The 21,811-nt window shown below is 69.6% G+C and carries 20 protein-coding genes and 1 tRNA gene; 5 read left to right on the forward strand and 16 right to left on the reverse strand.

Annotated features, from left to right (window positions below):
* Window positions 1-30 precede the first annotated feature (30 nt).
* From pknB to B7K24_RS02455, 7 genes are all read right to left on the reverse strand, one after another.
* A complete protein-coding gene (gene pknB / locus B7K24_RS02425; RefSeq protein ID WP_084128459.1) occupies window positions 31-2,229 on the reverse strand; it encodes a Stk1 family PASTA domain-containing Ser/Thr kinase in 2,199 nt (732 codons plus the stop codon).
* Window positions 2,230-2,317: 88 nt separating this feature from the next.
* Window positions 2,318-3,295, reverse strand: coding sequence for a serine/threonine-protein kinase (locus B7K24_RS02430; protein ID WP_084128460.1), 978 nt, complete (start codon window positions 3,293-3,295; stop codon window positions 2,318-2,320).
* Window positions 3,292-4,761, reverse strand: coding sequence for a penicillin-binding protein 2 (locus B7K24_RS02435; protein WP_084128462.1), 1,470 nt, complete (start codon window positions 4,759-4,761; stop codon window positions 3,292-3,294). The genes B7K24_RS02430 and B7K24_RS02435 overlap by 4 nt, the downstream gene beginning before the upstream one ends.
* A complete protein-coding gene (locus tag B7K24_RS02440) occupies window positions 4,758-6,089 on the reverse strand; it encodes an FtsW/RodA/SpoVE family cell cycle protein (RefSeq protein WP_084128463.1) in 1,332 nt (443 codons plus the stop codon). The genes B7K24_RS02435 and B7K24_RS02440 overlap by 4 nt, the downstream gene beginning before the upstream one ends.
* Window positions 6,090-7,436: a PP2C family serine/threonine-protein phosphatase gene (locus B7K24_RS02445; RefSeq protein ID WP_084128465.1), complete on the reverse strand. Its 1,347-nt coding sequence runs from the start codon at window positions 7,434-7,436 to the stop codon at window positions 6,090-6,092.
* 2 nt (window positions 7,437-7,438) lie between these two features.
* On the reverse strand, window positions 7,439-7,960 hold the full coding sequence (locus B7K24_RS02450) for an FHA domain-containing protein (RefSeq protein ID WP_084128466.1): 522 nt from the start codon (window positions 7,958-7,960) through the stop codon (window positions 7,439-7,441).
* Between the two features lie 4 nt (window positions 7,961-7,964).
* The gene (locus tag B7K24_RS02455) at window positions 7,965-8,672 is read right to left on the reverse strand and encodes a DUF3662 and FHA domain-containing protein (RefSeq protein WP_084128468.1); all 708 of its coding nucleotides are present in this window, start codon (window positions 8,670-8,672) and stop codon (window positions 7,965-7,967) included.
* Between the two features lie 48 nt (window positions 8,673-8,720).
* Here B7K24_RS02455 and B7K24_RS02460 point away from each other — a divergent pair.
* A tRNA-Leu gene (locus B7K24_RS02460) sits at window positions 8,721-8,804 on the forward strand.
* 150 nt (window positions 8,805-8,954) lie between these two features.
* Here the strand turns inward: B7K24_RS02460 and B7K24_RS02465 are convergent.
* Genes B7K24_RS02465 through B7K24_RS02475 form a run of 3 tightly spaced genes read right to left on the reverse strand, consistent with a single transcriptional unit; the run spans window position 8,955 to window position 13,203 of the window.
* Window positions 8,955-9,968 (reverse strand): AEC family transporter, encoded by a 1,014-nt coding sequence (locus B7K24_RS02465; protein WP_084128469.1) that lies wholly within the window; start codon window positions 9,966-9,968, stop codon window positions 8,955-8,957.
* A complete protein-coding gene (locus B7K24_RS02470) occupies window positions 9,965-11,164 on the reverse strand; it encodes a Gfo/Idh/MocA family protein (protein WP_084128470.1) in 1,200 nt (399 codons plus the stop codon). The genes B7K24_RS02465 and B7K24_RS02470 overlap by 4 nt, the downstream gene beginning before the upstream one ends.
* Entirely contained in the window at window positions 11,161-13,203 is a 2,043-nt protein-coding gene (locus B7K24_RS02475; protein ID WP_144268075.1) for a DUF6807 family protein, read from the reverse strand. The genes B7K24_RS02470 and B7K24_RS02475 overlap by 4 nt, the downstream gene beginning before the upstream one ends.
* A gap of 249 nt (window positions 13,204-13,452) precedes the next feature.
* Here B7K24_RS02475 and B7K24_RS02480 point away from each other — a divergent pair, with 249 nt between their 5' ends.
* The 3 genes from B7K24_RS02480 to B7K24_RS02490 all read left to right on the forward strand — a co-directional run bounded on the left by B7K24_RS02480 (window position 13,453) and on the right by B7K24_RS02490 (window position 16,747).
* A complete protein-coding gene (locus tag B7K24_RS02480; protein ID WP_084128473.1) occupies window positions 13,453-14,391 on the forward strand; it encodes a carbohydrate ABC transporter permease in 939 nt (312 codons plus the stop codon).
* Window positions 14,392-14,440: 49 nt separating this feature from the next.
* Window positions 14,441-15,313 (forward strand): carbohydrate ABC transporter permease, encoded by an 873-nt coding sequence (locus B7K24_RS02485; protein ID WP_084100049.1) that lies wholly within the window; start codon window positions 14,441-14,443, stop codon window positions 15,311-15,313.
* 63 nt (window positions 15,314-15,376) lie between these two features.
* Window positions 15,377-16,747, forward strand: a complete 1,371-nt coding sequence (locus tag B7K24_RS02490; RefSeq protein WP_084129221.1) for an ABC transporter substrate-binding protein — start codon at window positions 15,377-15,379, stop codon at window positions 16,745-16,747.
* A 123-nt stretch (window positions 16,748-16,870) separates the two neighbouring features.
* Here the strand turns inward: B7K24_RS02490 and B7K24_RS02495 are convergent, their stop codons facing one another.
* The 5 genes from B7K24_RS02495 to B7K24_RS02515 form a co-directional block, all read right to left on the reverse strand.
* Window positions 16,871-17,107, reverse strand: coding sequence for a hypothetical protein (locus B7K24_RS02495; protein ID WP_084128474.1), 237 nt, complete (start codon window positions 17,105-17,107; stop codon window positions 16,871-16,873).
* A 9-nt stretch (window positions 17,108-17,116) separates the two neighbouring features.
* Entirely contained in the window at window positions 17,117-18,445 is a 1,329-nt protein-coding gene (locus tag B7K24_RS02500) for an inorganic phosphate transporter (protein ID WP_084128475.1), read from the reverse strand.
* Between the two features lie 68 nt (window positions 18,446-18,513).
* Window positions 18,514-18,891, reverse strand: a complete 378-nt coding sequence (locus B7K24_RS02505; RefSeq protein WP_084128476.1) for a YchJ family protein — start codon at window positions 18,889-18,891, stop codon at window positions 18,514-18,516.
* Between the two features lie 16 nt (window positions 18,892-18,907).
* Window positions 18,908-19,987 carry a low specificity L-threonine aldolase gene (locus tag B7K24_RS02510; RefSeq protein WP_234986524.1) on the reverse strand — a complete coding sequence of 360 codons (1,080 nt, stop codon included), beginning with the start codon at window positions 19,985-19,987 and terminating at the stop codon, window positions 18,908-18,910.
* A 48-nt stretch (window positions 19,988-20,035) separates the two neighbouring features.
* Window positions 20,036-20,680 carry a hypothetical protein gene (locus B7K24_RS02515; RefSeq protein ID WP_084128479.1) on the reverse strand — a complete coding sequence of 215 codons (645 nt, stop codon included), beginning with the start codon at window positions 20,678-20,680 and terminating at the stop codon, window positions 20,036-20,038.
* Window positions 20,681-20,803: 123 nt separating this feature from the next.
* On the opposite strand from B7K24_RS02515, the gene B7K24_RS02520 reads away from it, so the two are divergent.
* The gene (locus tag B7K24_RS02520) at window positions 20,804-21,178 is read left to right on the forward strand and encodes an RNA-binding S4 domain-containing protein (RefSeq protein ID WP_084128481.1); all 375 of its coding nucleotides are present in this window, start codon (window positions 20,804-20,806) and stop codon (window positions 21,176-21,178) included.
* On the opposite strand, the gene B7K24_RS02525 is transcribed toward B7K24_RS02520, so the two are convergent.
* The gene (locus tag B7K24_RS02525; protein WP_084128482.1) at window positions 21,179-21,712 is read right to left on the reverse strand and encodes a type 1 glutamine amidotransferase domain-containing protein; all 534 of its coding nucleotides are present in this window, start codon (window positions 21,710-21,712) and stop codon (window positions 21,179-21,181) included. It lies immediately after the preceding gene.
* Window positions 21,713-21,811: the final 99 nt, after the last annotated feature.

Below are 21,811 nucleotides of genomic sequence, written 5' to 3' on the forward strand. Positions count from 1 at the left end.
GGCCAGGCGACGGATCGCCCGCAGCTGTTGTCACTGCGCGCCCGGCGGCGTGACGGCGGGTCCCGGGGTGGGGGTCTCCGTGGTGGGTTCGGGCTCCGGCTCGGGCTCGGGTCCCTGCGACAGCACCAGCGTGACCGTCGTGTCGGGAGCCACCTGGGTGCCCGGGTTGGGGTTCTGCGAGATGACCGATCCGGCGGGGATGTCGTCCGAGTACTGCGGGCTGCCGTAGGTGAAGCTCAGGCCGGCCGTGCCGAGTTCGCGCTCCGCCTCGCCCTGGCCGCGGCCCGTGACATCGGGCACCGCAACCGTGGAAGGCGCGGTCGCGACGTCGATCTCGACCGTCGAGCCGCGCTCGACCTTGCCGGGGCTCGGGTCCTGGCCCACGACGGTGCCCTCTTCGGTCTCCTCGTCGTCGACCTCGACCTCGCTGACGGACGCGAACAGTCCCAGTTCCTGGATGGCGGCGCGGGCCTCGTCCTCGGTCATGCCGGTGAGGTCTTGAAGCTCCACCTCGCCTGAGGCCACGTACAGCGTCACTTCGGTGCCCGCGGCAACCTCCTCGCCGTCGGCGGGTTCCGTCTCGATGACACGGTCCTCGTCGAGGTCGGGGTCGTCCTTGATGACGACGTCGCCCACCTCGAGACCCACCTCTTGGAGCGCAAGCCTGGCATCGGCCTGCGTCATGGAGCGCACGGACGGCACGGTGACGGCATCGGGCCCCGAGGACACCACCACTGTGACGGTCGTCGCCTCCTCGACCTCCTCCTCGGGTCCCGGCGTGGTCGAGATGACCTCGCCCTCGTCGACGTCCTCACTGGCCTCGTAGGTGACGTCGGGGACCAGCGCCACCTCTTCGAGGGCAGCAACGGCCTCGTTCTCGGTCATGCCGACCACGTTGGGGACGGCGACCGTGACGACCTCGGGCTCGTCCTCACCGCTAGACATCAGCAGCCAGATGACCAGGATGACGGCGAGCAGGGCGGCGCCGCCCAGCGACCACCACAGGATTTTCTTGCGGCGGGCCTCGTCCTCGCGCGCGATGTCGGTCTCACCCGTGACGGTCGCGACACCTCCGGACTGGGGCGGGGGAATCGAGCCGTAGGAGCCGGCCGCGGCGCCGGCGGCACCGCCTGCCATGACGGCGTCCCAGTTCTGGGCCGGTGACGCCATCACCTCGGTCGCGCCGGTCTCGGGTCCGGCCGGGGTGGCGGGCATGGCCTGCGTGGGCTGGTCGGCGATCTCCTCGTCCGTCATGTCCGCTGCGGCTGCACCCGCAGCCGCGCCCGCCGCACCTGCGGCTGCGACGCCGGCGGCTCCAGCGCCGAAGCCGGCGGAGCCCAGCGGAATGGAGCCCGTGGCCGCGCTGACAGCGCCGCCACCCATGACGGCGCGCAGGTCGCCGAGGAACTCTTGTGCGGTCGCGTAGCGCTGATCGCGGTTCTTGGCCAGTGCCCGCAGCACCACCTGGTCGAGTTCCTTGGGAACGTCGGCCGCGAAGGCCGACGGCGCGGGCGCCTCCTCGCGCACGTGCTGGTACGCGACGGACACGGGCGAGTCGCCCACGAACGGGGGGCGACCGGTGAGCAGCTCGAACAGCAGGCAGCCCACGGAGTACAGGTCGGAGCGGGCGTCGACGGTCTCGCCACGCGCCTGCTCGGGCGAGAGGTACTGGGCCGTACCGACGACGGCCTGCGTCTGCGTCATGGTGTTGCCGGCATCGGCCAACGCCCTGGCGATGCCGAAGTCCATCACCTTGACCGCGCCCGTGGGGGTGAGCATGACGTTGGCGGGCTTGATGTCGCGGTGGACCAACCCAGCGTGGTGCGCGTAGTCGAGCGCGGTGAGCACGCCCGACGAGATCTCGACGGCCTCGTCGATGGGTGCGGCGACGTCACCCTTGAGGATGTCGCGCACGGTGTGGCCCTCGACGTACTCCATGACGATGTACGGCACGGCCTGCGGGTTGCCGTCGGCGCCCGTGGTGTGGTCCTCGCCCGTGTCGTAGACGGCGACGATCGCGGGGTGGTTCAGGCCGGCCGCGGCCTGGGCCTCACGACGGAAGCGGGTCTGGAACGACGGGTCGCGCGCGAGGTCGGCGCGCAGGATCTTGATGGCGACGGTGCGTCCCAGCCGGGTGTCGTAGCCGATGTGTACCTCGGCCATGCCGCCACGACCGATGAGGTCGCCGATCTCGTAGCGTCCGCCGAGGATCTTCGCTTCGTCGTTCATGGTGTCCTTCAGTCTTCCACGTGCCGTGTCGTGTCGTGGGTCATTGTTCCAGGTCGCACGCGACCGTTAGCGTTCCGTGATGTGGCGCTCATCGGCGCCGCGGGGTGTCGGGGCGCGGCCGGTACGAGCGCGGCGCGATGGAGGGGGGCATGGCGCGGCGCGTCGAGCCCGAGCGTGTGCGGCCCGTCTCGGGGGCCGATGCCGTGGCTGGGCTGGCGCCCTCCGCGGTGGTCGCGTGGGGGGCGCTGTCGCTGAAGTCCAGCGTGCGAATGCGCTCGATGAGCGCGCGGGCGTCCCGCGGGCGCTTCTTCGGGTTCTTCTCGAGGAGGTCCATGATGAGCGCGTTCATGGGATCCGACACCGTGGCCGGCAGCGGCGGGACGGCCTCGTTGACGTGAGCGATGGCGATGTCGACGGCCGCGGGCGCGGTGAACGGGCGCTTCCCGTTGACGGACTCGTACGCGATGATGCCCAGGGCGTACAGGTCGGAGGCGGGGGTGGCGGGCTTGCCCAGTGCCATCTCCGGCGCCAGGTACTGCGCGGTGCCCATCACCATGCCGGTCTGGGTCAGCGTGGTCTGGTCCATCGAACGCGAGACGCCGAAGTCGGTGATTTTCACGCGGTCACCCTCGCGCACCAGCAGATTGCCCGGCTTGATGTCGCGGTGCATGATGCCGGCGTCGTGGGCGACCGCGAGGCCGCGAGCGGTCTCGACCATGAGGTGGGCCAGACGCGGCTCGGCGAGGGTGCGCTCCCGCTCGAGGATGGTCGCGAGCGACTCGCCCTCGACGAGCTCCATCACCAGGTAGGCGGTGTCGTCGTGGTCGCCGTAGTCGTAGACCTGCGCGATGTTGTCGTGAAGCAACCCCGCGGCGTTGCGCGCCTCGTTGTGGAAGCGCTTGAGGAAGGTCTCGTTGGCGGCGGCGTGCTCCTTGAGGACCTTGATCGCGACGGGACGGTCCAGTTCGCTGTCCTCGCCTCGCCACACCTCGCCCATCCCGCCCACGGCAAGCAGGGAGCGCAGCACATAGCGGCCGCCAAGAGTGGTGCCGGCATGAAGTGTCACAGGTCACCCTCCCCGTCGAGGCGGATGGCTTCTTGCATGACGGCCTTCGCGATGGGGGCCGCGATGCGCCCGCCGGTCGCCTCCGAGCCCATCGAGCCGCCGTTCTCGACGACGACGGCGACGGCGACCACGGGGTCGTCCGCAGGGGCAAAGGACACGAACCACGCGTGCGGAGGCGTGTCCTGGCCCGTTTCGGCCGTGCCGGTCTTGCCTGCCACCTCGACGCCGTCGATGCGCGCCGCGCTGCCCGTGCCGTCGTCGACGACGGTGACCATCATGTCGGTGAGCTTGTTGGCGTCGGAGCGGGTCATCGGAGTCGAGTAGACCTCGGGCTCGGTCACGTCGATGACCTGCAGGTCGGGGGCGCGCACCGAGTCGACGAGGTACGGCTTCATGAGGGTGCCGTCATTGGCGATCGCCGCGGCCACCATGGCCATCTGCAGCGGCGTGGAGCGCACGTCGTACTGGCCGATGGCGCTCATGGCGGTCTGCGCCTCGTCGGGGTCCTCGGGGAGGCGTGAGGCGGTCACCGAGAGCGGCACGTCGATCTTGTCGGTCCACCCGAAGGATTCGGCCTTGCGTTGGATCACCTGCCACTGCAGCGTCATCCCCAGGTCGGCGAACGCGGTGTTGCAGCTGATGCGCAGGGCGTCCTCGAGCGTCATCGAGTCGTCGGAGGAACAGGCCTCCCCGCCGTAGTTGCCGATGGTGTTCGAGCTTTGGGGAAGGTCCAGTTCCGTGGGGGCATACAACTCGGTGTCCGGCTCGTAGCCCGCCTCGAGTGCCGCAGCGGCGTCGATGAGCTTGAACGTCGACCCGGGCGGGTAGGTGTCGCCGGCGATCGCCCGGTTGATGAGGGGGCCGTCGTCCTGGTTCAGGAGCGACTGGTAGTTCTCGTTGACGACCGACGAGTCGTGGCCGGCCAGCAGCGCGGGGTCGTACGTGGGGCTCGTCACCATCGCGAGGATCTCGCCGGTCTCTGGCGCGAGCGCGATGACGGCGCCGCGTTGGTCGCCGAGTTGCTCGGCGGCCACCTGCTGGAGGCTGGACTTGAGCGTGAGCTCGACGGAGGCGCCCTGCTGTTGCTCGCCCGAAAACAGATTGCCCAGGCGGGTCCAGAACAGGGAGTCGGCGCTGCCGTTGAGGAGCTCGTTCTCGGTCTGTTCCAGGCCGGAGCGTCCATAGACGATGGAGTAGAACCCGGTCGCGGCGGCATAGAGGGAGCCGTCGGTGTACGTGCGCTGGTAGTTGAACGAATCGTTGGACGGTTCCGACCAGACCACCGACTCGCCGTCGACGACGAGCGGACCACGGAAGTTGCCGTACTCGCGGTACAGCGTGCGGACGTTGCGCGGGTCCTGGCTGAGGGTCTCCTCGTTGACGACCTGGATCCACGAGGCGGCCGCCATGAGGGCGAGGAAAAGGATCAGGACCACGACGGATACGCGGCGGGCGGGCTCGTTCATGCGCTCACCGCCTCCGATGATCGCCTGGCCTGGTCGGAGACGCGCAGGAGGAGCGCGACCACGAGCCAGTTCGCCAACAACGAGGATCCGCCATAGGCGAGGAACGGAGCCGTGAGGCCGGTCAGTGGGATGACGCGCGTGACACCGCCCACCACGATGAAGACCTGGACCGCGATGGTGACGCCGAGTCCGGCGGCCAGCAGCTTGCCGAAGCCATCGCGCACACCGATGGAGGTGCGGAAGGCCCGCTGCACAATGATGATGTACAGCGTGAGGATGGCCATGAGGCCGGTGAGCCCCAGCTCCTCGCCCAGCGACGCGATGATGAAGTCGGACTCCGCGTAAGGCACGAGGTCGGGTCGCCCCTCCCCCAGGCCGGTGCCGAACAGGCCGCCCGAGGCCATGCCGAACAGGCCGCGCACCAGCTGCTCCGAGGTGCCCGACGAGTACACGTTGGCATCCAGCGCGTTCAGCCACGCCTCGAAGCGGCTGCGCACGTGAGGCACCGTGAGCGCCGCGAAGGCGCCGCCCACGAAGAACAGGCTCATGCCGATGGCGACCCAACTGAACCGCTCCGTAGCGACGTAGAGCATCCCCAGGAAGATCGAGAAGAACAGCAGCGATGCGCCCAGATCACGCTCGTAGACCATGATCAGCATCGCGGCGAGCCACACGATGAGCAGTGGTCCCATGTCGCGGATGCGCGGGAAGCGCATGCCGAGCACCTTGGGGCCCGCAAGCGCCAGCGTGTCGCGGTTGGTCACGAGGTAGCCGGCGAAGAAGATGACCAGCGCGATCTTCGCGAACTCGCCGGGCTGCACGGAGTTGCCCGCGATAGAGATCCAGATTCGCGCGCCGTTCACGGTGATGCCCAGGCCCGGCACCAGGGGCAACAGGTACAGGACCAGGCCCACGACCCCGGCGGTGTAGGTGTAGCGGCGGAGCTTCCGGTGGTCGCGGACCACCAGGAGGACACCGATCATGATCGCGACGCCCAAGACGGCCCAGATCATCTGCTGCGTGCCGAAGCTGGTGTCCTCGGCGTAGTCGATGCGGCGAATCTCCGCGATGCCCACGCCGTTGAGCGCAAACACGGCGGGCAGCAACACCGGGTCGGCGGACGGGGCCACGCGGCGCAGCGTGATGTGGGCGGCCAGCATCAGGCCGGCGACCGCGCCGCCGTAGATGGCGATATCCACCAGCTCGAGGTAGGCCGCGTGATAGTCCACCAGGGCAAGCGCGAGCACGATGATCACCCACGCGAGCGCCATGAGCGTCAGCTCGCTGCGCCTGCCGGAGCGGACGGAGACCTCGGAGACGGTCGCCACTTAGGCGTCTCCGGCGTCCGTGGAGGCGGCCGATGCCGTGGCGGGGGTGGGCGCGTCAGTGGCCGTGGGCGCGGGGCCGGGTGTGGCGGAGGCGCTCGCGGACGGGCTCGGGCTCGGCGTGGGGCTGGGCGTCGTGACCGGTTCGACGACGTCGAGGGACGCGACGATGCCGCGGGCCTCCTCGAGGCTGCCCGCGCGGATGGTGGCCTCGATGCGCTGCTGCTGATAGGGCTCAAGGGTCGCGACCGGAATGCCGGTGTCCTCGACCAAGGTCTCAAGCTCGACAATCGGGAGGTCCTGCGGTATTCCCTGGTAAATCGCGACATTGAGGCCGTCGGAGCCCACAAAATACTGCGTCTGGGTCCACAGGTAGGCACCCCACGCTCCGCCGATGACGACGACGAGGGCGATGAGGGGCAGGACCCAGGGGCGCGCCTTCGCCCAGGCCTGGGAGCGGCGGCTGGGCCGCTCGTCCTCGTCCGGCTCGGGAGTGCGTGCCTGCAGACGGGCGGCGCGCCCGGCGGCGCCCGTGCCACCCGCGGTGGGGCGGTGCCGATCGGTCGCGGCGGCACCCACGATCTGAGTGGAGGACGGCGGCCCGACGCCGTCGGGCTGCGCGTCAATGTCGACGACGTCGGCGACGATGCAGGTGACGTTGTCCGGCGCTCCCGCGGACAGCGCGAGGCTCACCAGGGCGTCGGCACAGTCGCCGGGATCGTCGACCTCGGCGAGGGTCTTCGCGATGGTGTCGCGGCTGACGACACCGGAAAGTCCGTCGGAGCACAGCATCCACCGGTCGCCCGCGCGGGTCTCACGCACCGAGATGTCCACGGGCACGTTCGCGTCCACGTCGCCCAGGACCCGCAGCAGCATCGAGCGCTTGGGGTGATTCTCGGCATCGGCCGCACTGAGCCGACCAGTGTCGACGAGGTGTTGCACAAAGCTGTGGTCGGTCGTGACCTGGTCCAGTGCGCCATCGCGGAGGAGGTAGGCGCGCGAGTCGCCGATATGCGCCATGGACAGCGAACTGCCGGCGCGCAGCAACGCCGTCACGGTGGTGCCCAGGCCGGACAGCTCGGGATCGTTGGCGGCGCGCTGCAGGATCTCGGCGTGTGCCTCCGCGATCGCCTGCTTGAGCTCGTCGAGCGCCTCGTCCGGTCCGTGGGATTCCCCGTCGAGCGCCGCGAGGCGGCCGACCGCGATCGAGGAGGCGATGTCGCCGCCCGCCGCGCCGCCCATGCCGTCGGCGACGACCAACAGGTGGGGTCCGGCAAAGGCGGAGTCCTGGTTGTTGGCGCGCACGAGGCCCACGTCGGAGCGTGCTGCGAAGTGAAGGGTGAGGAACACTGTTAGCTCCTCAGCTCCAGCGTGGTCGCCCCGAGTCGCAGGTGGTCGCCTCGCTTGAAGGGCATCGGGTCGCCCACCCGCTGGTTGTCGAGGTAGGTGCCGTTGGTGGAGCCCAGGTCCTCGACCCTCCACGCGTCGCCCTCGGGGTACACGCGGCAGTGCTTCGCCGAGCAGTAGTCGTCGTCGATGACCAGCGTGCAGGTGGGGGAGCGGCCGATGAGCACGGGAGCCGAGCCGAGCGGAATGACCGTGCCCTTGAGGGGGCCGGAGGTGACGGCGAGGTGGCCCACCGCGGAGGCCTGCGTGTTGATCGCTCCCGCGCGCACGCCGGTGCCCGCGCGAGACGGTGCGGCGGTCTTGTTGGTGCGTGCGTCAGGACGGGACCGTGCATTGCGGCCGCGCCCGCGAGAGGTCACGCGCGTGCCATAGAGGTCGGCACGGAGGACTCCGATCGCCGCCAGCACGAGGGCCCACAGCAGGATGAGGAACCCGAAGCGCAGGAGGGTGATCGAGATTTCGCTCATCGAATCAACTGTCCTCTTCGGCAGGGACCGCGTCCCAGTACATGATCGTGGTGCGGCCCACGGTGATCGCGTTGCCGTCGAGCAACGTGACCTCGCTGACGCGCTGGTCCTCGACCATCGTGCCATTGGTCGAGCCCAAATCGGTGAGGATCGTGCCGTGCTCGGTGATCTCGAACCTGCAGTGCTGACGCGACACCCCCGTGTCGTCGAGCACAATGTCCGATTCGGAGCCGCGGCCAATCACCGTCATCTCGCCCGTGAGGTGATAGCGCTGCCCGTCGACGTCGATGAGCGGGTAGCGCGAGCGGTCGTCGCGCTCCGTGGCGGGCGCCACGGGGCCGCGGGTGGAACGACTCGTCACGGCCAGACGCCCGGTCGCGAGCGACTCGTCCTCCTCGAAGGTGACCTTCACCGAACCCACAAAGGAGTAGCGCTGCTGGCGCGCATGGTCGCGCAGCGCCTCCTCGATCTCGTGCGCGAGCGCCTCGTCCCCCCACTGGCTGATGGCCTCGTGATCGGTGGCGCTCAACGCAATCGAGTACTCGTTCGGTGCGACAGTACGGTTGCGGTCGACGGCTGCCGAGCGCGCGTCGCATTCACGCCGCACGGCTGAAGCGATCTCGACCGGCTTGACCCCCGACTTGAAGGTCCGCGCGAAGGCTCCTTGCACGGCGTTCTCGACGCGCTTCTCGAAGCGATCCAGGACTCCCATATGGGGAATCGTATAGTGCCTCCGAGTCGTGCTAAAGTTGCCCGGCACGCGCGAGTGGCGGAATAGGCAGACGCGCACGGTTCAGGTCCGTGTGCCCGAAAGGGCGTGGGGGTTCAACTCCCCCCTCGCGCACGTGAAGAAAGGCCCCCGGGACATCCGGGGGCCTTTTGCTTTTCCCGCCCGATAGTGCGCCTCCCAGGAGTCACCGAGTGCCCGGAACCGGCCAGAACCGAGCACCAGAGGGCTCGCAGGACGCAACGCCCGCGTCACACCACCCCCGCGTCACGCCACCGCCGAGACCACCACGAGCACCGGCCCGCACAGCGCCGTCGTCGCCACGCACGCCCGCGAGGCCACATCAACCGAGCAGCGGTACCTGTTCGCGTAGACCACCACGTTTTGCGCCGTGGGCAGCGCAGCCATCGCGACCACCATCGTGAGCGCGGTCCCCTCGAGCCCGGCGAGCGATCCCACCAGCCACGTGAGGGCGGGGTGCACCACGGCGCGGGCAGCGATCGCCAGCCCCAGCGGCGCGGCCAACCCCCTCGATCCGGCCAACCCCGCACCCATGCCGCCATCTTCGCCCGGGCCTACGGGCGCATCGGCCATCCGCACGTCCTTGGCGAGCGACATGCCGAGCGTCAGCAGTGCGAGCGGGGGAGCGGCGGCTCCTACCAGGGAGAACGGCTCGAGCGCGGCCTCGGGGATCGACCACGGTAGCAGCGCGAGCACCAGGCCCGCGAGCGTCGCGAGGGTGAGGGGATTGAGGATGGCCGATGCGACGGCCCCCTTGCGTACGGGCGCATCCCCGTCGTCCCTGACCCGGGAGGCGGCGATGGGAAGGGGCGTGGCATCGGCCGCGCGCCCCAGTACCCCGAACGCGACCGGCGCCATGACGAGCAGCTGCACCAGCATCGTGGGCACCACGGCGAGGGCGTCGCCAAAGAGATAGACGGCGAGCGGCAGCCCGAGGTTCCCGGCGTTGACGTACGAGCCCGACAGCGCCGTGATGGTGGCGCGGCCGGCCGGCAGTCGCATGCCCCAGCGAGCGATGACGACGAGCACCCCGGCGAGCGCGAGGCTCGTGCCCCAGGTCACGGCCGCCCCCCGCGAGGCGAGCGTCCCGAGGTCCGCATGGGCGACGGTCGCGAGCAGGAGGCAAGGGCTCGCGATGGAGAAGCAGACGGTCGCGAGGATCTCGCGTGAGCCGTGGGGGAGCCACCCGCGCGCCTGGATCAGCCAGCCGGCCGCAACGACCAGGCCCATCGTCACCAGGGCGGTGACGACCTCGCTCACGCGTGGGTCCAGGGAGCCCCGAGTTCGGCGAAGGTGCGGCCCTGCGCCGCCACCTCCTCGCACCACGCGGCGACGTCGCGCACCACGGGGTGACGTTCATCGCCCTCTCCCGCCCAGTCGACGTGCGCCGGGTCGATGGAGCGCGGGTCGGGGGCGGTGCGGACGGCTTCCATGACTCGCATGAAAGCACCGGTGTCTCGCACGTCGCAAGCAAGCGGGCGACCGGGAGTCGACCTCGCGGCGACGAGATTCTCGAGGAGGTCGTCCCGCGAGTACTGCTTTTCGAGGTCGACGGAGTCAGTAACGAGGCGTACCCGGTCCGTCTCGTATGCGAGCTCGATGCGCCCGCGGGTGCCGTGAATGAGGATGCGGGCGGGGGTGCGCTCGGGCGCGCACAGGGTGAGGCCGAACCCGCAGCGCATGCCGTCCGCGGTCGTGACCCGCACCGACGAGGTGTCGTCGGCCTCGATGGGATTGGCGCGGTACAGGTCGACATCGACGCCTGCGACGTCCGCGGAACGGGTCGCGCCCGCGATCCTCAGGCCCGTCGCGACGGCGTGTGCCAGGGGATTCGTGACGACCCCGTCAACCACGTCACGGCCGTCCAGTTGACGCTTGCCCGCCCACGGCGCGCGCGCCCAGTAGGCGGTGGTGCGCACCCAAAGCCCCACCGCGCCCACGCCGGTGACGTCGCCGATCTCGCCGTCGGCGATCAGCCTGTCGACTGCCGTCAGCGCGTGCGAGCCGAAGGTCTGGAACCCCACCTGACACAGGCGCCCTGTCTCCTCGGCGACGGCCACGAGCGCGGTGTGCTCGGCAAGCGACGCCGCGGTGGGCTTCTCGAGCAGCACGTCGAGCCCGGCGCGCATGGCCGCGCTGGCGAGCGGCACGTGGGTGGGGATGGGGGTCGACAGGACCACGATGTCGGGGCGGACCTCGGGCTCGGGCGCGGAGAGCAGATCACCCAGGGTGGGGAACCACGGCGCGCCGTCGCCTGCCGCGGCCGACCCGTGGCGAGGACCGCCGGGCCCGCCCGTGGCGGGGACCTCGTCGGTCTCGAGCGGGCGTGGGTCGACGAGGGCGCTGAGGCGCACCACACCGCGCGCCTCAAGGTCCCGGATGCGTCTGAGGTGGGCGCCGCCGTGGCCGTGGATGCCGACCAGGGCGACGGCCGGTGCCGCCCCTGCCGTCGTCATCGCACGTCCGCGGCGTCGCTCGCGAGTCTCGCGGCCTCCTCGAGGCTCACGGCGCGGTCGAGCAGGACGGTGGTGAGGCCGATCTCGACCGTGCCGCCGTCGGGGATGGTGAGCGGGCGGTCCCACGCGAGCGCCGGGCCGGCGCCGGGGTACTCGGCTGCGCGGACGAACCAGGGCCTCGCGGCGCCGTGCTGGACCGCAAGCCAGGTGGTCGCATCGGCCCCCTCGCCCTGCACAAACGCGAGCCAGGGGGAACGCGAGCCGTGCGCGGTCTGCTCGCCCTCGCCGCCCTCGCTCAGCACCGTGGTGGTGGCGGCGAGCGGTAGGCGCCAGAACCATCCGCCATAGCCCGCGCCGCGCCGCCCGTTGGTAGCAGGGGAGCCGATGGTCACGCCGCCATGCTCGGCGCGCAGCACCGAGCGCCACGTGAGCGCCCATGCCTCGTCCCCCGCGAGCAGGTGGGCGCCCAGCCGGCGCGACTCCTCCAGTTGAGCGTCGTCGTTCTCGTCGTACCAGCGCACCGCGTCGCGCAGGATGTGCGGATCGGTGCCGTCGACGACGGGGCCCGCGCTGACCTGTTGCCCGTGGTTTTCGAGCAGGGTGGGGCCCACGTCGCGCACAAAGGTCCGCCCGCCCCAATAGCTGGTGCCGTTGACGTCTGGCACCGCGAGGGACACGCCGTAGTGGTGGCGGTGGTCCACCGGCGCGGCGTCGGTGAGGACGCGGCCCGCAAGCGTGTGGACGGGGTGCAGGTACGGGCGTCGTGCATGCACTTGCGGCAGGCGCGCGCCCGATTCGTACCGGGCCAGCGGCTCGCCGCGCCACTCGAGCACGGTCACGTCCCCGTCCGGGTGCCACGCTGGTCCGCCGTCACGCGTGACGCCAGCCTGGGCGGCCGATGCCGGGGAGGCGGCCGATGCGCCACGGCCCTCCGTACGCGTCACCGGGCTGGCAGCCGCTTGCGTACCGGCGCTCGCGGGCTGGGCGGCGGGGCTGGGGGCGAGGCCACCCTCGGCCACCGACCGGGGCACGGGGCCTGTGCTGGAGCGCACCTCGAGGCGGGGCTCGAACCTGGTGTGAGGGGAGGCGGTGGTGCCTTGGTTCTCGATCACGGTGAACAGCTCCTGCCAGGCGTGACGACCCAACTCGTGCTGGGGCACGGCCACGGTGGTGAGGGACGGGGTGGAGTACTGCGCGAGCTCGATGTCGTCGAAGCCGGTGACGGAGATGTCTCCCGGCACCGCCACGCCCGCCTGGTTCAGTGCCGCGAGCAGGCCGAATGCCGCCAGGTCGTTGAAGGCCACCACGGCGGTGGCGCGGGCCGCGAGCACACCGTCGCGCGCGCCGTAGCCCGCGGCGACCGTCGCCCCGGCGGGGACCTCGACGATGTCGAGCCCGGGGTGGATCCGTGCGGCCTCGGCGAGGCCCTCGCGCCTGCGCGCGTCGGCGTAGCTGGGCGGGGGGCCGGCGAGGTAGACGATGCGCGTGTGGCCCAGGTCCACGAGGTGCCGGATTACCGCGAGGGTGCCCGCGCGGTAGTTCACCGTGAGGCTCGGCACGGACGGCTCGGGGCTTTCGCGGTTGACGAGCACCATGGGGCTCGCCTGGCGCACGAGCGTGGCGAGCTGCTCTTGGGGCATGCGCGGCGAGACCAGCACGAGCGCGTCGCAGCGCATGCGGGCCTCGAGCGCGATGGCGGCCTCGTCCTGCGGGTTCTCCGCGGTGTCCGCGACGAGCACGCGGTAGCCCCGAGTCGCGGCCGCATCGGTGATGCCGCTGAGCACGTGCTGAAACATCGGGTTGGTGAGATCGGGGACCACGAGCGCGACCGTCTCGGTGCGCCCCAGTGACAGGCTTCGCGCCACGTTCGAGGGGCGGTACTGGAGCTCCTCGGCGACGGCCAGGACGCGCGCGGCGATGTCCTCAGCCACCGTGGCGCGCCCGTTCATGACCCGCGACACCGTGGCGCGCGACACCCCGGCGGCGTCGGCCACATCGCCAATCGTCGCAGCCGTGCGGGGCCGGCTGACCTTAGGCATACGTTTCTCCATCGTGAATCGCGTCCGGTGCACCCTCGTCGTTGAGGATGTGCGGGCGGGAAACCTGTTTCCTAGTTGTGACCGTACACCATTGGAAACCGGTTCCACGTGTGATACGTTCTGAATCGGAAAGCGGTTTCACGACGATGTGAGTCCCGTGAAGCCACCTGATCAATGACGATCCGGAGGATTCGATGCTTGTGCCGATGAGCCGACGCCAGGGGGGCGTCCTTGCAGCGGGGGTGACGCATGTCCGTCGTCTCTGAGCTGCGTTCCGTCCGCCGCCCCAAGGGCAAGCGGCGCCCGTCCGCGCTTCACAAAGGCGACGGCAAGGCCGCGATCTTCTTTCTGGGGCCGTGGTTCCTGGGGTTGATCCTCATCACTGCTGGCCCCATGGCCGCATCGGCCTACCTGTCGTTCACGGACTACAGCCTGCTCGAGGCCCCCAACTGGATTGGCCTCGACAACTACACCCGCATGTTCGAGGACCCGCGACTGATCAACTCGCTCAAGGTCACGTTCATGTATGTGCTGATCTCGGTGCCGCTGCAGCTGGCCGCGGCGCTCGCGCTCGCGCTGGTGCTCGACCGGGGCCTTCGGGGCCTCGCGATCTACCGCTCGGTGTATTACCTGCCGTCGTTGCTCGGCGGATCGGTCGCGATCGCGCTGCTGTGGCGTCAGGTGTTCGGCGCGGACGGCCTGGTCAACGCGGTGCTTGCATGGTTTGGCATCGAGGGCGAGGGGTGGGTCTCGCACCCCGACTACGCGCTCGGCACTCTGATGATCCTGAACATCTGGACCTTCGGCGCCCCCATGATCATCTTCCTCGCGGGCCTGCGTCAGATCCCGCAGATGTACTACGAGGCCGCGTCGATCGACGGCGCTAGCAAGTGGCGGCAGTTCACGTCGATCACCATCCCGCTGCTCACGCCCATCATCTTCTTCAATCTGGTGCTGCAGCTCATCAACGCCTTCCAGACGTTCACCCAGGCCTACGTGGTCAGTGGAGGAACGGGCGGCCCGGCGGATTCGACGATGTTCTACACGCTCTACCTCTACCAAAAGGGCTTCGCGTCCCTCGACATGGGCTACGCGTCCGCGATGGCGTGGCTGCTTCTCGCGATCGTCGCCGGCATGACGGCCGTCAACTTCCTCGTCTCCAAGTATTGGGTTTTCTACAATGACTGAGTCATCCGTGCGTGACAAGGCACCCGCGACCACCCCCGACATCGTCGCGATGGCGGAGCGCTACCCCGAGCCCCAGGAGAAGCCCACCTACTGGCGCTCGCGGACGCGCTCGCTCCTCAAGCACGCGGGCCTCATCGCCTTCGGCCTGGTGATGCTCTACCCGCTGCTGTGGATGATCGCGAGCTCGTTCAAGCCCGACGCGATCATCTTCCGCGAGCCGGGGCTGTGGCCCACCGACGTGACCCTCGAGAACTACACGGAGGGCTGGAACGCGCTCCTGCACCCGTTCAGCCACTACCTCCTGAATTCCGCGATCATCGTGGCCGGCTCGCTGGTGGGCAACCTGGTGGCCTGCTCGATGGCGGCCTACGCGTTCGCGCGGCTCGAGTTCCGTGGCCGCGGGCTGTGGTTCGCGATCATGCTGATGTCGATCATGCTGCCGATCCACGTGATCATCGTGCCGCAGTACATCCTGTTCTCCGAGCTCAACTGGATCAACACGTTCCTGCCGTTGATCGTGCCCAAGCTGCTCGCGACCGATGCGTTCTTCATCTTCCTCATGGTGCAGTTCTTCCGCGGCATCCCGCGCGAGCTCGACGAGGCGGCCAGGCTCGACGGCTGTGGCCACTTCCGCATCTATTTCCGCATCATGCTGCCGCTGTCGCTGCCGGCCCTGGCGACGACCGCGATCTTCACGTTCATCTGGACGTGGAACGACTTCTTCAGCCAGCTGATCTTCCTGACCCGACCGGACATGTACACCGTTCCGGTCGCGCTGCGCACGTTCATCGACGCGACCTCGGAGAGCTCATGGGGTTCCCTGTTCGCCATGTCGATCGTGTCGCTCATCCCCATCTTCCTGGTCTTCCTGTTTGGCCAGAAGTACCTCGTCAAGGGCATCGCCACGACGGGAATCAAGTAGCACGGCGCCTTCCCCGGTGCATCCGACCGAAGAACAACGAAGTTCCACGTGAAGGAGAAGAACATGACCATCAAGATCACCAGCCGCGCGGGGGCGCGCACGATGGCATGGCGCTCGAGTGCGGTGCTCGCCGCAGGCGTCCTCACCCTCGCCGCGTGCAGCGGTGACAACGGCGCCGCCCCCGAGGAGGAGCCAGAGGCAACCGGCAGTGCCACCGCCGACGGCAGCTCGGAGGCCGCGGAGGACCAGGCCGAGATCCGCTTCTCATGGTGGGGCTCCGATGAGCGTCACACGCTGACCCAGGAGGTCATCGACCTCTTCATGGAGAAGAACCCCGACATCACCGTGGTGCCTGACTACACCGACTGGGGCGGCTATTGGGACAAGCTGGCCACGACCGTGGCCGGCGGCGACACCCCCGACGTCATGACGCAGGAGGAGCGCTACCTCACTGACTACGCCAACCGCGGCGTGGTGGGCGACCTCGCGGCGCTCGGACTCGACACCTCCATGATCGACCCGAGCGTGATCCAGTCCGGCACCATCGACGGCAAGCTCGCCGGCGTGGCCACCGGCATCAACGCGTACGCGATCGTCGCCGACCCCCAGATCTTCGAGGAGGCGGGCGTCGAGATGCCCGACGACACGACCTGGACCTGGGACGACTTCGTGTCGATCAGCACCGAGATCTCGGACGCGCTGGGCGACGACGTCTACGGCGTGCAGGACTACGGCGGCAACGAGGCGGGCTTCAACATCTACGCCCGCCAGCACGGCGAGTCGCTCTACACCGAGGAGGGCACGCTCGGCTACGAGGACGCGACCCTCGAGGCGTGGTGGCAGCACCTCGTCGATCTGCGCGAGGCCGGCGCGATGCCCGACGGTGCGCGTAGCGTCGAGATCGCCGAGGGTGGTCCCGAGCAGTCGCTGCTGGGTACCAACACCGGAGCCATGGGCATGTGGTGGACCAACCAGCTGGGCGCCATCTCCGCCGCAGCGGGCCGCGACCTGGTGCTGCTGCGCCTGCCAGGAGAGAGCGAGAGCGAGCGCACCGGCATGTACTTCAAGCCTGCCATGTTCTACTCGGTCGCCGCGGACACCGAGTACCCCGAGGCAGCCACGGCGTTCGTCGACTTCCTCATCAACGACCCCGAGGCCGGCGCGCTGATCCTGTCCGACCGCGGCCTCAACGCCAACACCGACGTGCGTGAAGCAGTGTCGTCGCAGCTCGACCCGCTCGAGCAGCAGGCCGCCGAGTTCCTCGCGGCACTCGAGTCTGAGATCGTCGACGGTCCGCCGGCCCCGCCCAACGGCGCGGCCGACGTGCCCGAGATCGCCGGCCGCATCAACGAGCAGGTGCTGTTCGACACGGTCAGCCCCGCGGAGGCGGCCGCTCAGTTCACGTCCGAGGCCTCGTCGGCCATCGGTCAGTGATCCGGTAGGTCGGCCCCGGGCGTTGTGGATTCCCCCTGGGCCGGCCTGCCACTGACACCACACACGTCGAGACCCCCGCTGCCCGATGGTGGCTGCGGGGGTCTCGACGTGTGTGCTGAAGCCTTAGTGTCCGCCGGCCGCGATGTAGGCGACGGCGCCCAGGATCGCGAGGACGACGACGGCGAAGCAGGCCCACGCGCCGATCACACGGCCGCGCGACACGGTGCCGTCGGCGCCCACGGCGCCGGGGCCGGCGAGAAGGCGCACGCCGATAGCGAAGATGGTTGGCAGGCCGGCACCGACGAGGATGCCGTACAGCAGCACCTGGCCCAGGGCGCTCCACTCGATGTAGTCGCTCATGGTCGCCTCCTAGCGCTCAGACGAGTCGTTGTCACGGGACTCGGCGGCACGCAGCCGCGCTGTGTCCTCCGCCTCAATGGCGCGGCGCTCCTGCTCGGCCTCGAGCATCTTGCGCTGACGCTTCTTGGCCTTGCGAAGGCGCTTGCGCTTGACCTTCATGATCTCGGGGTGGTGCACCGACACCGACTCGGCAATGTACGCCTCGGAGTCCTGCGCCGGGTCCCAGTTGTCGTTGACGTTCTTCGAGCTGATCGGCTTGCGACGCGACCACAGGTAGATCATGAAAGAGATCGCGATGAGCAGCCCGAACACCACGAACGAGCCGAGGGTGCCGCCGCCGATGGAGATGTCGATCCAGTAAAACAGCGCGCCCACGAATGCGGCGGAGGGCACCGTGATGAGCCACGCGGCAAACATGCGCCCCGCGACGGACCAGCGCACCGACGAGCCCTTCATGCCGACGCCGGAGCCCAGGATCGATCCGGTCGCGACGTGCGTGGTGGACAGCGAGTAGCCGAAGTGACTGGACAGCAGGATGACCGCGGCGGACGACGTCTCGGCCGCCATGCCCTGGCGCGACTCGAGTTCGACGAGCCCCTTGCCGAGGGTGCGGATCACGCGCCAGCCACCCGTGTAGGTGCCCAGCGCCATCGCGAGCGCACAGCTGACGATGACCCAGAACGGCACCGAAGAGTCCTCCGGGACGGCGCCGGCGGCGATCAAGGCGAGAAGGATGATGCCCATCGACTTCTGGGCGTCATTGGTGCCGTGCGCGAGGGACACGAGCGAGGCGGAGCCGATCTGGCCCCAGCGGAACAGCTTGTCGTTGGAATCCTGCGGCACGTCCTGGGTCAGGCGCGCCACGAGCCAGGTGCCGATGGTGCCGACGAGGATCGCGACCACAGGGGCGACCAGCGCGGGGATCAGCACCTTCGACGTGAGGCCCGCCCACAGGACGCCCTCCGTGCCGGCCGCGGCGAGCACCGCACCCACCACACCGCCGATGAGGGCGTGCGACGAGGATGAGGGCAGCCCAAAGAGCCAGGTGACGAGGTTCCACACGATGCCTCCTGCGAGGCCGGCGAGCACCACCGGGAGGGTCACGACGCCCGCATCCACGATGCCCGTCGCGATCGTCGCCGCCACGGTCAGCGACAAGAAGGCGCCCACCATGTTCAGGGACGCCGAGAGGATCACGGCAGCCTTGGGCTTCAACGCACGGGTCGCGATGGACGTGGCCATGGCGTTGCCCGTGTCGTGGAATCCATTAGTGAAGTCGAAGGCCAGAGCGGTCGCGACGACGACGGCCAGGAGAATCGGCTCAGTCACGCCCACCATTGTGACGGATCAGTGAACAAAAAGTGAACCGGTAAGGTCCCGGTTGGTGGCCGAAGTTGGCCGTATCGCTAGTGATGGACCCCGTCGACATAGACCCACCGGCCCTCTTCGCGCCGAAAGGTGCTCGTTTCGCGCAAGGTTTGCGGACCCGTCCCCTCGTCACATTGGGCGACGAACGTGACGGTGCCTGACGCATCGGCTGCCCGTCCGTCCGTCGTGGAGACGACGGCGAGGCCCAGCCAGGTGACCCCGGCGGTCTCGACCGACGCGGGGCGCGTCGACGTCGCCCAGGTGCGCAGCAGGTAGCCCGCGTCGCGGCGGACGAAGGCCGTATAGCGCGATCTCATGAGGGCCGATGCCGTGGTTGCCTCCCGCTCGCCACGCAGCAGCGGCCGGCAACAGTCCGGGAACGGTTGCCCACTTCCGCACGGGCACGCGGCGGCCATCAGGCGCCCGCCGTCATCACAGCCCCGCGGCCTTGAGCGCCGCCTGCGTGAACCCGGCGACGGCCTCGACGGGCGTGTCCCACGAGCACATGAGGCGCACCTCGACGGTCTCGGGTGTGGAGCCGGGCTTCCAGTCGTAGAAGCGGTAGGACTCGCGCAGGGTGCCGGCGAGGTCGCGGGGCACCTCGACAAAGACGGCGTTGGCTTCGGTGGCCTGCGTGAAGTGGACGGTGCCGGTCGCCGCGAGCGGCGCGAGTTGGGCGCGCAAACGTGCCGCCATCTCGTTGGCATGGCGTGCATTGCGCAGCCACAGGGCGTCGCCCGCCGCATCGGTGCTCGTCATGAGTGCCGTGAGCTGGGCAGAGACGTAGCGCATCTTGGAGCCCAGCTGCATGGTCTGCTTGCGCAGGAACGGCAGGTCGCGGCCCAGGCTCTCGCGCAGGTCCTCGGCGAGGATCACGACGGCCTCGCCCAGCATGGCGCCGTTTTTGGTGCCGCCGAAGGAGAGGATGTCCGCACCTGCCGCGGCCTCCTTGAGGCCGATGCCCAGGGCGGCCGCCGCGTTCGCGATGCGAGCGCCGTCGACGTGGACGCGCATGCCGAGAGCGTGGGCGCGGTCCGTGAGCGCCGCGAGCTGGTCGGGGGAGTAGACCGTGCCGACCTCGGTGGACTGGGTGAGCGACAGCACGAGTGGCTGCGCGCGGTGCTCGTCGCCCAGGTCGGGGGAGTAGCGGTTGAGAGAGGCGGGGTCGATGCGGCCGTCGGGCGCGGGAACCTCGAGAATCTTGAGGCCACCGACGCGCTCGGGGGCGCCGTTCTCGTCGACGTGGATGTGGGCGTGCTCCGAGGCGACCACGCCACCCCAGCGCGGGCTGAGGGCCATGAGGGAGACCACGTTCGCGCCGGTGCCGTTGAACACCGGGAAGCCCAGCGCATGCTCGCCGAAGGTGGCCGCGATGGCCTCGTCGAACGCCGCGGTGGTGGCGTCGGCGCCGTAGGCCGCCTGATGTCCGCCGTCGGCCGCCTGAATCGCGTCGAGGACCTCGGGGTGGATGGAGGCGTAGTTGTCGGAGGCGAAGTGAATGGCGTGGGTCACGTGATCCAGTTTCGCACTTGAGCCGCCGGGCCCATCACACGGGTGCGGCTACGCGGCGACCGGTCGGGCCCAGCGGTCACCGTGCATGGTGAAGCCCACGCGCCGCAGGTACTCCACGTCGAGTTCCTCTCGCGGAGCGATCTCGAGCCGGTCGAACCCGGCCGTCCTCAGTACGTCCGACTCGCGATACACGAACTCGCCCGGAGTGAAGTCGCGGAAGCGCTCTTTGACCCAGTCGAGCTCGACCCGGCCCACACCCCCGCCCGTGTCCGCGACGGCGACCATGCCGACGGCCTCGTCGCCCCTGACCACCAAGAAGGTGTGGCGAGATCCGCCCGCGGCCGTGCCAGCGTCGGCCGTCACGTCGAACCACGGCGCGTGCTTCGCGATGTCGTCGCGGTGGACCTCGAGGAGGTGCCGCAGGAAGGCGTTGTCGGCGTCGACGGGAAGCACCTGGTAGACGGCGGCATCGTGGCGCTCACGGTAGAGCCGCGAGAGCCAGTAGATGTCGATGACGGTGATCGCGAGATTCATGAACGCGAACTGCCACACGCCGATGGCGGCGTTGTAGCCCGTCGCGAGCACGGCGCCGGCCAGGTTCATCCACCTGAAGCGCAGCACGCGCGCCTGCATGAGAGAGGCGACCACGAGGAGGGAGCCGGCCCAGCCGATGACCTCGAGAACTGTCTGCATGAGGCTCAGGCTACGGCGAGGACGCTCGATAGTGCGTGGCAGCGGGCCATGAGGTCACAGACGGCGCGTCCGCGACCCTCATGTCCCGCCAGCGTCCGCTGGCGGTCCCTTTACCCTGGTCCGATGGAGAAGACCACCGCGAGGGCCGATGCGTGGGTCTGGGCCGTGCGTCTGGCCAAGTCGCGCTCGCTCGCCACGGCGGCGTGCAAGGCGGGCCACGTCCGGGTCAACGGCGAGAAGGCCAAGCCGGCAACACCCGTGCGCGTCGGGGACCGCGTGGTGGTCCGCGGCGGCGAGCGCGAGCGCATCGTCGTGGTACGCAAGCTTCTCGTCAAGCGAGTGGGCGCCGCGGTTGCCGTGGAGGCGTACGAGGACCACAGCCCTCCGCCCCCACCCAAGGCCGAGCGGCCCGCGCCCATCGGCGTGCGTGACCGTGGGGCGGGCCGCCCGACCAAGAAGGATCGCCGCCAAATCGAGCGGCTGCGGGGGCGGGGTTAACTAGCGCGCGGCCTCGACCACTGCGGTGGAGAACGCGTCGAGGTCGTCGGGCGTGCGCGATGTCAGCAGCGTCCAGCCGTTCGCCTCGCAGCGCTTGAGTTCCTCGTCGACCCAGGTAGCGCCCGCGTTGCGCAGATCCGTGGCAAGCGAGGGGTAGGACGTCGCGGTCTTGCCACCGGCGACGTCAGCCTCCGCGAGGAGCCACGGACCGTGACAGATCGCGGCGACGGTCTTGCCGTCCTTAGCGAAGGTCTGCACCAGTGCTACGGCCTCGTCGTGGGTGCGCAGGGTGTCGGCGTTGATCGTGCCGCCGGGGATGACGAGCACGTCGTAGCCCGCGGGGTCCACGTCGGCCAGCGTCATGTTCGGGGTGACGGTCTCGCCGGGGTCCTTGTCGCCCACGAGCGTCTGGATCGCATCGGTGCTGGCCGCCGCCACGGTGACGGGCACGCCCGCCTCCTTGAGCGCGGCGAGGGGCTTCACGAGCTCGTCCTGCTCGACTCCGTAGTTCGTCGTGATCACGAGCGCGGTCATGTCGATCTCCTTCCGTCGGTGTGTGCGACGGGGGAACCGGCGCACGTCCTTCGTCAACGGCAGGCGACGGCCGATGCATTCCTCACCACGGCATCGGCC

Origin of the sequence: Demequina sp. NBRC 110055, from assembly GCF_002090135.1 — a bacterium.
Taxonomy (GTDB): Bacteria; Actinomycetota; Actinomycetes; order Actinomycetales; family Demequinaceae; genus Demequina.